Origin of the sequence: Dokdonella sp. (assembly GCF_044227025.1) — a bacterium.
Classification (GTDB): domain Bacteria; phylum Pseudomonadota; class Gammaproteobacteria; order Xanthomonadales; family Rhodanobacteraceae; genus Dokdonella_A.
In genome coordinates this window covers 873735-887989 of record NZ_JBGAFX010000001.1, presented here as the reverse complement: position 1 = coordinate 887989, position 14255 = coordinate 873735, and the positions used below count along the sequence as shown (strand labels likewise).

The window sequence follows — 14255 nt, the reverse complement described above, 5'->3', positions numbered from 1 at the left end:
AGCTTCGATCCGATTCAGGCTGCCGAACGAGAGAAGTAGGCCTTGGCTTGCGCACCATCAAGCCACCGAGCAGACAGTGCCGCAGCCATGCCAATGATCACGGACACGACGAGCGCCGCGACTTGCCCGGGCGTCGGCGGGCGATATGCAAACAACATGATGGCATTGTAGGCAACAGCAAGAACGGCAAGTACCGAAGTCAGTGCCATTGGAACAAGCGCAGCGATGCGAGCGAAAGGCCAGCGGAAAACCAGACTCGCAGCGATGGCAACCAGCGCACCGGCAACGCTTGCGACGACCGCAAACGACTCGCCATTCGCGTCGAAGAATCCGCTTGCGGCGAACGAAACAAGAATTCCGGCGATCACATTTGCCTTGGTGCGCGGTTGTAGAGTCATCGGTGTTGGTAGCAGTGCAATGGCAATCCGGCGCTTCGAGCCGGGACGAAAAAATATCGGTGGGATTTCCGGGTTTCAATCGGCTCCAGTCGGCAGCGGCAGCATCCTCACCTCGTCTTCTTCGGCACCGTGAGTTCCTGAAAATCCGTCCCCGCAACATGATGCTGAAGGATGCCCGGCACCGCTTCCTTCGCATCCGCCGGACGCGGAAAGGGCCTCGCCTGCCCGAGCAGCAGATTCGCTATCAGGAATTCCAGCAACGAGGCCTGGTAGGCGAGGTCCGCCTCGTCGGCGGGCGAGGCATCGCTGGCCCAGAGCGCTTCGACGACCGACGCGCCGCTCGCTTCGCGCTTCAGCTCAACCCGGTAGACGGGCTTGCCGGTCCAGCTGCGATGCAGGAACAGCCAGGGCGCTTGGAAATGGATGAACCACTTGTCCTCCATCGCTTCGGGGACAAGGCCCGCTTCCAGGCGCGCCACCTCGTGGGGAGCGAACGTCGCTTCGTAGGAAATGCGTGTCCCCGCCGTGAACGGTTCGTGCTTCCAGGAGTCGGCAGTCGCGGCCATGGCGCTAGGACTTGCCGGCGCCGGCAGCGTGCGCACGCAGGTCCTTCAGCTTGTCGCCGAACCACGACCTGCTCGGCACCGGCTGCGCGCCGCCGCAACGGACGAGATACGGCTTGCCCGACACGCTGCTCCCGGTGGCCGCACGCTCGATGAAGGACTCCGTGGTGGTCACCAGCCCCTTGCCGAGCAGGTAGTCGTACTTGCGGTGCAGGTGTTCGGTCGCCTTTTGCGCGTCGTACCAGGACCCGTTCCGATTGAACTCGCACCCGGAACCCTGCAGCGCGGCGAACAGCTGGTCGATCTCGCGGTTCGTCGCCGGCGATGGGTCTTCTGCAAAGGCGAAGCCGGAAACCACGAGCAGGATGGCGATGAGTATCTTCATGGGATGAAGCGCCAACGCCCCAGAATGGCGGCACATGCCGCGAGAGATGTGATGCTACATCGTGCGGATCTGCAACGGTCCACTATCGATATCTCTGCCCCAGCAGCTCCCGATTGATGCGAAGAGCATCCATCTGGCAATGGAGATCCTGCAGAAATTTGACTGAATTCGGATCTTTGATCCTGTCGATTGCAAGGGTCGCATCGCCGTCGATCAGGGCATCCACAATTTTGGCTGACAACGTGGAATGCATCGACAGCTCATCGAGAGACGTTTCAATCGCCTCGGCATCGTTTGGAGAGCGAGAAAGTGTCTCGGCGCTCCTGATCATGATATTGCTCACGACCTGGATGCGCATGAGCACGTAAATCTCGCTTCCTTGGGCTTGCTGCTGCACGCGCAGCTGCGCGAGCGATTCCGCCGTGTCCAAAACCCGCTTTAGAACGTCGACAACAGCAGCTGGCGTTCCGGCGTCGGCGACCTTCGGGCAAGCAATGTCTTTAGATGCGGTCCTGCCCGGGACGCCGATGGATGCGGCCCAGGCAGGCGACGAACAGAAGAAGAAGGCCAGTAAGCCGAAGAGGTTCAAACACAACACAAGATTTGCTCCCGTTGTTAATAGTCAGGTCTCTGAAAATTCACGGTGCATGACCTCGTGAAATCCATCTACGCAATGATTGCAGATACGAACCGATCGACCGGCAATCGACTCGAACTGCAGCGGCGTCCGGCCGCAAAATGAGCAATCCTGACCGTTGAACTGTTCGGCGACATAGTTCGTTGCTTGCTCACGCGAGTAACCTGTTGACGTCCATTTCGTAGCGATGCCGTGATAGGAGCGCTCGGTTTTTGCTTTTGCTTCTTCTGCTGTGTCGTAGCCAGCTGCCACGCCTAGGACATTCCACTCGCAGTCGCAGTGGAACACCATGAATTCTGCTTCGTCCAAGTTCTGACAAACCGCCAAGTTGGAGGCCCGACCAAGCCACTCTCCACCGACGTTGAGCACATGTCGTTGCACGAATGTGACGGCGTCGTCAACGATCGCGAATTCGATCGCATGCGCACAATCCAGCGCCGGAGGCGGGAGTCTCATCTGAGACCTAGGGTGGGAAAAGGGTCGTATTGTCCTTGCGGACAGCGACATCACGACGAACGCTCCGAAGGGCTCGAAACACCAGGTAGCCCGAGCACACTGCGAGGGCCAAGGACATGCAAAGCAGAAGCCAGAACCAGGCTCTCGAGTAACGCTCCTGAAATGCGAAGGCGAGTGCAACAATCGCGGCGCCGCCGAACAATTGCCCTCGGAACGCTGACGTTTCCCAGGATGGCACCGCCAAGCCATCCGGATTTGCCCAGCCGCCAGGCAGATCGTCGTCGGCTGTTACAAGCGTGCCGAGGATTGGCCAACCGAGAAACGCGATGAACGCGGCCCACGCAAGAGGAATGCTGGTGAGCGCACACAGCAAGCCGGTCGCTGCGGTGGCCAGAAGCGGATAGAGAAGCCACTCCTTCATGGAGGCCAACTTCCGTTCGGTTATGGGAAAGCCTGTAGCCGCAGTCTAGTCCGGACCGACGGGTACGGCCATCGGCGATTCGCTGCACGGGCGAGCGCCCCGGCGGACCATCGGTTACATCTGCGGACTCACGGATGACCGCCGCGCGGTGATCGACCACCGATTTGTGGTGACGCGCGAAGGTCGGACTTCCAGCGATGTCCCTTTTTTGGTGATCGATCACCGCGGGGCAGTCATCGCTGGGCGCTGGGTTCGTCATGCACGACCATCTGGCGGTGACGGATCACTGAAAGCCGGTCCCTCGACAGCAAGCGACCGACAGCGCCGACCGCGCCGCGGACTCGCGTTACACGGATCCGGACACTCATGAGCAGGAGGTGTTGATCCGTCACCGGAAATCGCTGAAGCGGTAACCCGGATTGCCGAGCGCCGACGGCGACCCGGACGCGAGGCAACAAAAAAGCCGCATTGCTGCGGCCCGGAAGATTGTGCGAAGTGGAAAACCGCTGGGCGGTCAGGCCGCCCGGGTCGCGGGCGGTTTCGATGCCTTCGCGAACCGCGACCCGAGTTCCCTGCGCATCGCCTGCAGGCCGTCCGTCTTGCCGGTGACCTTGAGCAGGCTGTAGGCCTGCAGCGCCACGCTCATGACGTCGCTGCCGAGCGCGATGTCGGTATCGGCGAAACGCTCGCTGAGCCGCGACAGGCGGACCATGCGCGGACGCAGGGCATCCAGCGCCGCGAGGTCCGCCATCGCATCCACGAGCGGGACGTTGGCAGGCACCATCTGCGGATTCTGCTCCAGCACGCGCAGGGCCTGCCGGCAGAACGCCTCCGACTTTTCGCCCATCTTCTTGAGTGACCGTTTTTGCTCGACCGGCAGCGCGATCAGGCCTGACAGCTGGGTCTCCAGTGCGGTCAGGGCCACGTCGACGGCGGTCAGCTGGTCGGGGGTGAGGTTCAGCGAAACGATGTTCTGTGCCATGGTGCTCTCTCCTGGGCAGGACGGGAAACCGGTCGGGCCCCGATGGCGCCGGCCGGGGTGCTTTTCAGCACGGAAGGATTGGACCATGCGGTCGTGTCACGGGATGAGACGGCGCGGCATGGCGTCCGGCAACGGGAAACCGGTGGCTGGCCCCGGCCCTCTTCAGGCCCTGAAAGTTGCCGCCCCCTCGCAGTGTCTTATGATGCGACCGAGGGGAGTCGAGCCGGCCGCGCGAATGCGGCGGTGCTTCGTCGCGGTCTGGGGGTTCAGCGCATGATGCGTCGAGGGTGGCTGTTGGCGGGGATTCTCGTGATGCATGCAGTCGGCGCGGCCGAGCTGTCGGGCAGCGTCGCGCTGGTTTCGGACGGACAGGCGCTTCGCAGCGAGGAAGCCGCCGAGGCGGTCGTGTACTTTCGCCCTGCGACGCCCCCGAAGGTGACGCCCGCGGTCGAACCGTACGTGATGGGCACCCAGCGCAAGCAATTCGTGCCACGCATCCTGCCGATCACGGTCGGCAGTCAGGTGCGCTTCCCGAACCGCGATCCGATCCTGCACAACGCCTTCTCGACTTCGCCAGCCAGCACGTTCGATGTCGGCGTGTACGGCAACGGCGACGGCCAGGCCGTCACGTTCGCGCAGGCCGGTTACGTGCGCGTGTTCTGCAACGTGCACCAGTCGATGGTCGGTCACATCCTCGTGCTCGACACGCCGTACTTCACGCGTCCGGATGCGAGCGGCAAGTTCGTGCTCAAGGGCCTGCCCGCGGGCAATGGCGACCTCGTCGTCTGGCACGACCGCGCGACGCCCTGGCACCAGAAGCTTGCCCCGGGCGGCAAGGGGTTGGCGATCCAGCTCGATCTGATCCAGAAGCGGGTGCCACCGCATCTCAACAAGTTCGGCAAGCCATACGGAAGGTCCAGCGATGCCGGTTACTGAAGACAAGCAGAAGGGCTTCACGCTGCCGCTCGCGCTGCGATTCTTCCTCGCGACCGCGATCCTGATCGCGCTCGCGCTCGGCGCCGCCGTTTTCGTGACCTACACGCAGGGACAGCGCATCGCCGCCGACGCACTCGACAAGGCGGTCGCAACCAGCGATGCGGTGCAGCGCGAGTTCGAGCAGCATCGCCTCGAACTGCTGCAATCGAACGCGCGCCTGATCGCAGCCGACTCCGGCTTCGCGCGCTACATCGGCAGCGCCTCCGGTGGAGGCGCCCTTCCCGGCGTGGAGACGCAGAGCGGACCGGACCTGCGCTCGATGCGCGACCTGCTGCTCGAACGCCAGCGCGAGTTCGGTTTCGACCTCGGCATCCTGCTCGATGGCCAGGGCAACACGCTTGCGCGCACCGACCGCGCCGAAGCGGTCAAGGAATCGCTCGCTTCGGATGCGCTGGTCGCCGCCGCGTTGCACGACACGCCGCCATTCGCCGGTTACTGGCGGCAGGGCGACCGCCTGTACCAGGCGACGATCATGCCGGTGGTGCAGGACAACGACCTGCTCGGCTACCTGCTGCTGGCGCAGAACGTCGACGACACGCTCGCGCAGAAAGTCGCGCAGGCAAGCGGCGCGCAGGTCGCATTCCGCATTCCGGCAGCAGGCAAGGCCGCGCTCGCGGCGAGCTCGCTCGATGCATCGGCGGCGCCGGAACTCGGCCAGGCGATCGCGGCACTGGATCCGACGCAGCGTGCCGCCCTCGACAATGGTCGCGCACTCAACCAGTTCCGCGTGCGGTTCGCCAACCAGGAATGGGTCGGTCGCGCCCGCCCGATGGGCGCGAGCGGCGACGGAAAGCTCGGCAGCGTGGTGGTACTCGCTTCCGCCGACCGCTTCGTCTCCGGCTACCGCAGCATCCTCAACTGGGTTCTGCTCGCCGGCCTGGCCTCGATGGTCGCCGCGCTGCTGCTGTCGCTGCTGCTGTCCAAGCGCATCCTCAGCCCGGTGCGCTCGATGGCGCTGGCGGCCGAGGAAGCCGCCAGCGGCAACTACCAGGCGCGCATCGACAGCGGTGGCAGCGACGAGCTCGGCCGCTTGTCGCGCGCGTTCGACACGCTGCTTTCGGAGCTGCGCGAGAAGAGCGACATGGAAGGCTACGTCGGCCATCTCGCACGCTTCCTGCCCGAGCCGACCGGTGCAGGGGTGACCGATGCGCCGACGCGCAAGCGCGCTTCGGCGAACGAACTCGCGGTGCGCCGCACGCGCGCAACCCTGCTCGGCGTCGAGTTCCGCCACCTGCTCGCCGACAAGCCGGACGCGCCGGTACAGCAGGCCGCGACCGAAAGTGTCGCGCTCAAGGCGCGCCTCGACGAACTCGCGCGGCAGTGGAGCGCGGAACTGCACGTCGCCGAAGGCGCGCGCTGGTTCTTCTCGTTCGAAGGCGACGCGCCGCACGCACGGGCCCTTGCATGCTGGCAGGCATTGCTCGAGATGGCCACCGGCCAGGCCCATCCGCCGCCGTGCGGCGCGATCACCGATGGCGAGTTGCTGCACGATGGCCAGTTCCTGCTCGGCATGGCGCAGGCGCAAGTACATCGCCTTTTGTGCGACGCTGCGGCAGGCCAGTTGCTGACGCTCGCCGCGTTCGCCGATGTGCTCTCGCGCGAGCACGGCGAAGTGGCGGTGCAGACGATCACCGGCGCCTACAGCACCAAGCCGCGCGCGGCCGTGCTCGCGAGCGCGTGGGAGCGCGCAGCGAAAGAAGCAGCATCCGGCGCCGGGCAAACCGTGGTGCTCGACAAGGCCCGCAGCACGCCCGCCGCGTCGCCCGTGCGCAGTGGCGCTGCAGCGCTCGCGATAGCGCCCGGCTCCGTGCTCGGCAACCGCTACCGTATCGTCTCCGTGCTCGGCGAAGGCGGCATGGGCGTCGTCTACAAGGCGCACGATCTCGAACTCGACGATCTGGTCGCATTGAAGATGGTCAAGCCCGGCGCGCTCGCCGACGGCAGCCAGCTCGAACGACTGAAAGATGAAATCAAGCTCGCGCGCCGCATCACCCATCCGAACGTGCTGCGTACCTTCGACTTCGGCGAGATCGGCGGCCTGCCGTACATCTCGATGGAATACGTGCGCGGCCTGACCCTGCGCTACCTGCTGCGCGACGCCAAGCGCGTGCCGTACTCCGCGGGACTGCGCGTCGCGCGCCAGCTCGCCGCCGGACTCGGCGCGGCGCACGCGGTCGGCGTCCTGCATCGCGACATAAAGCCGGAAAACCTCATCCTCGAAGCGAACGCAAACGCGAAGCTGATGGACTTCGGCATCGCGCGCCCGACCGCGCGCGTGCAGCCCGGCAACACCGAGCCCGGCACCTTCCTCGGCACGCCGAACTACTGCGCGCCCGAGCAGCTCGCCGGCGAGGAAATCGACGAACGCGCCGACCTCTATTCGTGCGGCGTGCTGATGACCGAGATGTTCTGCGGCGCGCTGCCCTACAGCGGCAAGTCGACGATGGACATCTACATCGCGCAGATGCAGGACGAGCCGAAGCGCCCATCGACGTTGTGGCCGGAAATTCCACCCGACCTCGAAGCGATCATCCTGCGCTGCCTGCGCCGCGTGCCGGGCGAGCGGTTCGCGTCCGCCGCCGAGCTTGGCGCCGCACTCGCACGACTGAGGGTCTGACCGATGCTGCGCACCGCACTCTCCTGCTCGCTCGCCCTGCTCCTGCCCGCACTCGCGTGCGCGCAGGACGATCCGCTGCTGCAGGCTCCGCAGGAAGCTGCGCCGGCATCGACGCTGACGTTCGACGGCGAAGCGCTGCTGCGCATCGAACGCACGACGAACATCCCGGGTGCGCGGCCGTCGCCCGACCTCGATCGCGAACGCGCGCGCGTGCGCGTCGGCGTGACGTGGACACCGAACGCCGCGGTCGAAGTCCGCGGCGCGCTGAAGGGCGCGCTCGGTTCGGATTCCAATCGCGACAATCGCATCAACAATGACAACGAGCGCAGCAACGGCGCCGCGCTCGACCAGTTGTTCGTGCGCTGGCGCCCGGGCGAATCGACCTCGCTGCTGTTCGGCAAGAGCGCGCTGCCGCTGGAACTGTCACCGCTGGTGTGGGATCGCGACCTGCGCCCCGCGGGCGTCAGCATCGACCACGGCCTAGCGCTCGGTGACTTCAACCGCCTGCAGTTCACCGCCGGCGCGTTCGTCGGTGATCATCTCTACCACGACCATTCGCGCATCGCGGCTGTACAAGCCGCATGGCGCTGGCACGAAGGCGCGCCGAGCAGCGGCGCCGTGCTGCTCGGCTACCTCGACTTCTCCCACCTCGACGCGCTTGCGCGCAACGGCCTCGGCCGCACCAATTTGCGCGATGCGAACGGCTACGTCAGCGATTTCCGCCTGCTCGACCTGCAACTGGTCGGGCGCCACGAGTTCGGCGACTGGCCGTTCGAGGCACGCCTCGATCTCGTGCGCAACCTCGGCGCCGACAACGACGCCGACGCGGCGCGCTTCAGCATCGTCGCCGGCGACCGCCGGCGCGCACGATCATGGGAGTTCGGCTTCGCCTTGCAGCGCCAGCAACGCGACGCGGTGCTCGCGGCGTTCACCGAAGACGACTGGTGGTTCCACAGCTTCGCGCACGGCGCGATGCCATGGCTCGGTTACGGCCTCACCGACTCGCTCAGCGTTCGCCTCGCCGGCTTCCGCGAGCAACGCGACGGCGTCGCCGAACATACCCGGCGCGTGGTGCTCGACCTCGAAGCACGCTGGTAGGGCGGGTCTGGCGCGAAGCGCGAGTCTGGCCGATCGCGCATCATCACGCGCCATGACGACCCCGGCGGCACGCGCTTCCCGCGTACCGCCCTACGCGCCATCACGCACGTAGGGCGGGTCGAGCGCGAAGCGCGAGTCCCGCCGATCGGGCAATCATCACGCTCCGCGACGACCCCGGCGGCACGCGCTTCGCGCGTACCGCCCTACTTGCCATCATGCAACGCGTAGGGCGGGTCGAGCGCGCTGCGCGAGTCCTGCCGATCGCATCATCACGCGCCGCGGCGGCCCCGGCGGCGCGCGCGACACGTACCGCCTAGCGGGAGTCGACTGGCACCCGACTGGAGCGTGACCCGAATGCGCTGCCGACACCGAGGCAAAGCGCCGCGATCAGCAGAATGCTCATCTGCACCGGAGCGGGATCGAGCAGGCCAAGCAGCGCGACACCGAGGAACAGCACGAACGCCGCCGCCCCCGCGAGCGGACGCAGGCGCGCGGCCGGCAACTCCTTGCCCAGCCACCACAGCAAGGTGCCGCCGAACATCAGCAGGATCGCGAAACACAGGCTGTAGGCGGCCAACATCGTCCAGACAGTGACATGCCAGCGCGGCAGGATCTCATACGCCTGCATCGCAGCCATCAACGCGCGACGCGGCGCGTCGACCTCGTCAGCGCGCACGTAGGCGCGGTAGTGCGCGGTCGCATGCACGCCGCTCGCGATCAGCAACACGCTCGCGGCGGCGCGCACGCCATGGCGAAGAATCGATTCGGACATGCGCGTTTCCAACGGGATGATTCACCGGATCGTCGTCCCATGCACCGAACTCCGCAACCCGGACCTGACCGATGCTCCTTCAGTTCGACCCGCCTGAATGCCACACCGGGAACGATGGCCCCCGCCGAAGCGGGGTCCGCATGGGTGCGACCGGATCGGCGGTGCGGCCGACGGCGCTACAGGCGACAGGTCTCGAAGGAATCGGCGAAGACGAACCCGCCGCTGCTCACCACCCCGAATGTCGGGCTGGTCCCGGTCAGCGTCCCGCTCGTCGCCGACAGCGTCTTGCCGCTCGCGAGCGTGTAGAAGCGCTGACCTGCGTTCGCAGGAAACGCTGCGACGCCATTCACCACGGTCGCCTGTCCGAGGACTATCGAACCGCCACAGGCAAGCGTCGCGATGCTGATCTGCGACGTGGAGTCGGTCGTTATCGTGTTGCCGAATGCGTCGACGATTGCAACCTGGACCGCACCGAGGCGATCGCCCTGCGGGACATCCGTGGGCGGCTGCACAAACATCAGGTGATCGGGCGGATTGGGCGCGAAGATGACGGCCACGCTGCAATTGCCGGTGATCGGTCCCGTCGAATACGTGCCCGCGGTGAGGGTACCCGCGGGACACGAACCACCCGCCGGCAGGACGACGTGGTAGGCGCTCGCCGCAGTCACCGTGAAGCTCGCGGAGCTGTTGTAGTTCACCGTTTGCGTGGCTGGCGTGATCGTGCCGTTCGGACCGGAGCTCGCGGTTACCGTGAAGGTGTTGATCGCGAAGGTTGCGGACACCGCGCAATTCGCGGTGATGGCGCTGCTCGACCAGTTCAGCCCGCTGCCATGCGTGACGGTGCAGGTATCTCCCGTGACACTGGCCACGTGGTAGCCGAGTGCAGGCGTGACCGTGAAGTTTGCGACGCCGTTGAAGCTGACCGTCTGGCTGGCCGGCGTGATGGTGCCGTTCCCGCCGCTCGTGGCGCTCACCGTGAACGTGTCGATCGCGAAGCTCGCGCTGACACTGATGTTCGCGGTCACTTTGGTGTCGGTGCGCGGATTCGCGGTCGAACCGTCGCTCCACTGCACGAAGTGGTAGCCGGTATTCGGCGTGGCCGTGACCGGCGTGCCGTTCGCGCCGTGGTTCACGGTCTGCGGTGAAGTGCCCGTGATCGTGCCGTTCGCGCCGGCCGTGTAGGTCAGGGTGTAGGTGTTGATCGCGAAGCTCGCCGACACCGTGATGTCCGCGGTGACGTTCGTGTCGGTGCGCGGATTCGCCAGCGACCCGTCGCTCCACTGCACGAAGTGATAACCCGTATTTGGCGTTGCCGTGACCGGCGTCCCGTTCGCGCCGTGGTTGACCGTCTGCGGCGACGTGCCCGTGATCGTGCCGTTCGCGCCGGCCGTGTAGGTCAGGGTGTAGGTGTTGATCGCGAAGCTCGCCGACACCGTGATGTCCGCGGTGACGTTCGTGTCGGTGCGCGGATTCGCGGTCGAACCGTCGCTCCACTGCACGAAGTGGTAACCGGTATCCGGCGTCGCAGTCACCGCCGTGCCGTTCGCACCATGGTTGACCGTCTGCGGCGAGGTTCCCGTGATCGTGCCGTTCGCGCCGGCCGTATAGGTCAGGGTGTAGGTGTTGATCGCGAAGCTCGCCGACACCGTGATGTCCGCGGTGACGTTCGTGTCGGTGCGCGGATTCGCCAGCGACCCGTCGCTCCACTGCACGAAGTGGTAGCCCGTATTCGGCGTGGCCGTAACCGGCGTGCCGTTCGCGCCATGGTTGACCGTCTGCGGCGAGGTTCCCGTGATCGTGCCGTTCGCGCCGGCCGTGTAGGTCAACGTGTAGGTGTTGATCGCGAAGCTCGCCGACACCGCGATGTCCGCGGTGACATTCGTGTCGGTGCGCGGATTCGCCAGCGACCCGTCGCTCCACTGCACGAAATGGTAGCCCGCGTTCGGTGTCGCGGTGACCGGCGTGCCGTTCGCTCCGTGGTTGACCGTCTGTGGCGAGGTGCCCGTGATCGTGCCGTTCGCGCCCGCCGTGTAGGTCAGCGTGTAGGTATTGATCGCGAAGCTCGCCGACACCGTGATGTTCGCGGTGACGTTCGTGTCGGTGCGCGGGTTCGCGGTCGATCCGTCGCTCCATTGCACGAAGTGGTAGCCGGTGTTCGGCACCGCCGTTACCGGCGTGCCGCTGCCTCCGCTGCTGACCGTCTGCGGCGAAATTCCGGAGATCGTGCCATTCGCGCCAGCCGTGTAGGTCAGCGTGTAGGTGTTGATCGCGAACGTCGCAGTGACGCTGATGTTCGCGGTCACGTTGGTATCGGTGCGCGGGTTCGCGGTCGATCCGTCGCTCCACTGCACGAACAGGTAGCCGGCGTCCGGCGTCGCGGTCACCGGTGTGCCATTCGCGCCGTGGTTCACGGTCTGCGATGACGTGCCCGTGATCGTGCCGTTCGCGCCGGCCGTATAGGTCAGGGTGTAGGTGTTGATCGCGAAGCTCGCGGTGACGCTGATGTTGCCCGTCACGTTCGTGTCGGTGCGCGGATTCGCGGTCGAACCGTCGCTCCACTGCACGAAGTGGTAACCGGTATCCGGCGTCGCAGTCACCGCCGTGCCGTTCGCACCGTGGTTGACCGTCTGCGGCGAGGTGCCCGTGATCGTGCCGTTCGCGCCGGCCGTGTAGGTCAGGGTGTAGGTGTTGATCGCGAAGCTCGCGGTGACGCTGATGTTACCCGTCACGTTCGTGTCGGTGCGCGGATTCGCGGTCGAACCGTCGCTCCACTGCAGGAAGTGATAGCCCGTATTCGGCACAGCCGTCACCGGCGTTCCGCTGCCACCGCTGCTGACCGTTTGCGGTGACGTGCCCGAGATCGTGCCGTTCGCGCCCGCCGTGTAGGTCAAGGTGAAGTTGGGCACCGTGACATTGATGCAATTGTTCGCGGTGACCGACTGTCCATCCGGATTCGTGATCGTGACGTTCTGCAGTCCGGCAACCGCCGCGGTGATATTCAGCGTCGCCTGCGTCGGCGAGTTGTACGTGACGGCATTGACCGTTGCGTTGGTGACGCTTGCCGTCAGATGGCTGAATGGCAGCGCGGGCGCCGGCAGGTTCGCGCCCGGATCGTAGAAACCCGACCCGCCGCTCGATGTCGCGTTGATGACGACGTTGCCGGTTCCCGAGCTGAATGAGATCGGCGAGCCCGAGCACGTCGGCGTCGCGGGCGGCGGTGCCAGCAGCTTGCCGACGCGCACCGCGTAGCTGTTCGCCGCCTGGTTGTATTCCTGGATCGTCCACACGGTCATGTCGTCGAGCGGATCGACGACGGTGAACGAATAGTCGCCCCAGCGTCTACCGGACGCGCCGCCGGGATCGGACGGTGGGTTGTAGTTCGCCGAGGTTATGCCGTACTGCACGGCGGCGACGGTCGGCGGGCCCGCCATCGTGCCGAGCGTGTCGCCGGCGAGGCGACCCGCATAGGCGGGCGTCGCGCCCAGCGGAGTTCCCGCCTGGCTGAAACCGATCACCGCATGGCCCTGGCCGGTCACGGCGACCGAAGGGATCCAGTACTGCAATGCGGTCGCGAGCGTCGCTGCGTTGTCATACACCGTGCCCGACTGCACCAGCGTCGGTGTCGTCGTTAGGTTCTGCAGCTCGTACCAGCGTGCGGCCTTGCGCGCCGTGGCGGAGGTACTTGCGACGCCGGTCGTGCTCACGCGCAGGTTGTGCGCGGTCCACAGGCGGCCGTTGCGGATCATCGCCGCGAACAGGCGGTCGTTGAGCGAATCGAGGCGGCCGTTGAGGCCGCCCGTGTTGCCCGCATGTTCGACCGGATTGGGGTAGACGGTGGTCGGCACCGTTACCGAGATGTTGGCCGAAATCGTCGGAGTACCGCCGGGATTGCTGACGCGACGGAACACGAGGGTGCTGAAAGTTGCGTTGTCCACGCCGACGAAATAGCCCTCGGTCGCAGCCGGGTCGAAGTTGTCGACGCCACGCGGCGTGTAAGGTCCTGCGCCCGCGCCTACTACAAGGTTCGGAAACGACGTGACGACGGCAGGCCCGGCGCCAAGCACGGAACTCTTGCGGACGACGTAACCGTTGGTGCCGATGAACGAGCCCGCACTCGAGAACATGTTGCAGCCGAAGTACAGCGCGTTGACGTCGATGCCGAGCGACGGGTAGTCGCAGAAGTTCGAGCCGGGATCGGTCGTGACGAAGAAGAAGGTCCACACCGTGCTGCCGCTGATCGTGCCGGCGCTGGCGGCGTCGCTCACGGCAAGCAGCCAGCGATTGGCGGCAGTCGTCGTGCAGCCCGCGTTGGTGCACGGCACGTCGATGATGCTGAGGAACCAGCGCCCGCTGAAGCGGTCGTAGCGGACCTGCGGATCGCTGGTGAAATTGAGCACGACGGGCGCGACGACCGGCGTCATCACGGAGGCGAAGAACACGTCCGGATCGAGGTTCAGCACGCCGTCGGCAATGCCGGCCTTGGTGAACGAGCGGATGCGACCGTTGACGGCGACCACGTACTGCGTCGGCCCGACGGTTCCCATCGAATCGGGCGGGAAAGCGCCGGTGTCCGACAGGGTTGCGCCGTTGAACGATGTCGACGGCGTATGGATGTTGCGCGGATGATCGCTGGCGCTCGGCAGGCCGACCGGGAAGCGCGCTACTGGCAGGGCATTCGGGTTCGACTTCAGCTGGCTGCGATCGGGTCCTTCGAGCTCGTGCTCGGGCCGCTCGCCACGGCGCGGTGGGGTGGCGGCCTGGCGCTGCATGAGTTCGGCAGACGTCAGGGCAACGCCGGCCGCGGTCGGAATGCGCACACCGGGGTCGGATGACGCTTCGGCAGCCTGCACCGACGAATACAGCGCGCACGACAGTGCCAGCGCCGCAAAACAAGCACGAATACGGTACATGAGTTTTCCCCTGTTTCGAG

At 65.8% G+C, this 14255-nt stretch carries 12 protein-coding genes; 3 read left to right on the top strand and 9 right to left on the bottom strand.

Annotation, left to right across the window (positions count from 1 at the left end):
* Positions 1–14 precede the first annotated feature (14 nt).
* The 7 genes from ACILRJ_RS03920 to ACILRJ_RS03890 form a co-directional block, all read right to left on the bottom strand.
* Complete coding sequence (locus ACILRJ_RS03920) at positions 15–398, bottom strand: hypothetical protein (protein ID WP_395680588.1); 384 nt, start codon at positions 396–398, stop codon at positions 15–17.
* A gap of 107 nt (positions 399–505) precedes the next feature.
* Positions 506–964 carry a hypothetical protein gene (locus tag ACILRJ_RS03915; RefSeq protein ID WP_395680586.1) on the bottom strand — a complete coding sequence of 153 codons (459 nt, stop codon included), beginning with the start codon at positions 962–964 and terminating at the stop codon, positions 506–508.
* A gap of 4 nt (positions 965–968) precedes the next feature.
* Positions 969–1346, bottom strand: a complete 378-nt coding sequence (locus ACILRJ_RS03910) for a DUF5329 domain-containing protein (protein WP_395680584.1) — start codon at positions 1344–1346, stop codon at positions 969–971.
* Between the two features lie 82 nt (positions 1347–1428).
* On the bottom strand, positions 1429–1935 hold the full coding sequence (locus ACILRJ_RS03905) for a hypothetical protein (RefSeq protein WP_395680582.1): 507 nt from the start codon (positions 1933–1935) through the stop codon (positions 1429–1431).
* A gap of 33 nt (positions 1936–1968) precedes the next feature.
* Positions 1969–2439: a ClpX C4-type zinc finger protein gene (locus ACILRJ_RS03900; RefSeq protein ID WP_395680580.1), complete on the bottom strand. Its 471-nt coding sequence runs from the start codon at positions 2437–2439 to the stop codon at positions 1969–1971.
* A gap of 7 nt (positions 2440–2446) precedes the next feature.
* Complete coding sequence (locus tag ACILRJ_RS03895; RefSeq protein ID WP_395680578.1) at positions 2447–2860, bottom strand: hypothetical protein; 414 nt, start codon at positions 2858–2860, stop codon at positions 2447–2449.
* 514 nt (positions 2861–3374) lie between these two features.
* Positions 3375–3842, bottom strand: coding sequence for a hypothetical protein (locus ACILRJ_RS03890; protein ID WP_395680576.1), 468 nt, complete (start codon positions 3840–3842; stop codon positions 3375–3377).
* A 312-nt stretch (positions 3843–4154) separates the two neighbouring features.
* Between ACILRJ_RS03890 and ACILRJ_RS03885 the strand changes: the two genes are divergently transcribed.
* The 3 genes from ACILRJ_RS03885 to ACILRJ_RS03875 are packed head-to-tail and all read left to right on the top strand — an operon-like array spanning position 4155 to position 8553.
* The gene (locus ACILRJ_RS03885; protein WP_395680574.1) at positions 4155–4778 is read left to right on the top strand and encodes a hypothetical protein; all 624 of its coding nucleotides are present in this window, start codon (positions 4155–4157) and stop codon (positions 4776–4778) included.
* Entirely contained in the window at positions 4765–7455 is a 2691-nt protein-coding gene (locus tag ACILRJ_RS03880) for a protein kinase domain-containing protein (RefSeq protein ID WP_395680572.1), read from the top strand. Before ACILRJ_RS03885 ends, ACILRJ_RS03880 begins: the two co-directional genes overlap by 14 nt.
* 3 nt (positions 7456–7458) lie before the next feature.
* Positions 7459–8553: a hypothetical protein gene (locus ACILRJ_RS03875; RefSeq protein WP_395680570.1), complete on the top strand. Its 1095-nt coding sequence runs from the start codon at positions 7459–7461 to the stop codon at positions 8551–8553.
* A 313-nt stretch (positions 8554–8866) separates the two neighbouring features.
* Here ACILRJ_RS03875 and ACILRJ_RS03870 read toward each other — a convergent pair whose 3' ends face one another.
* On the bottom strand, positions 8867–9325 hold the full coding sequence (locus ACILRJ_RS03870) for an LIC_13387 family protein (RefSeq protein WP_395680568.1): 459 nt from the start codon (positions 9323–9325) through the stop codon (positions 8867–8869).
* 176 nt (positions 9326–9501) lie between these two features.
* Positions 9502–14235: a beta strand repeat-containing protein gene (locus ACILRJ_RS03865; protein ID WP_395680566.1), complete on the bottom strand. Its 4734-nt coding sequence runs from the start codon at positions 14233–14235 to the stop codon at positions 9502–9504.
* Positions 14236–14255 lie beyond the last annotated feature (20 nt).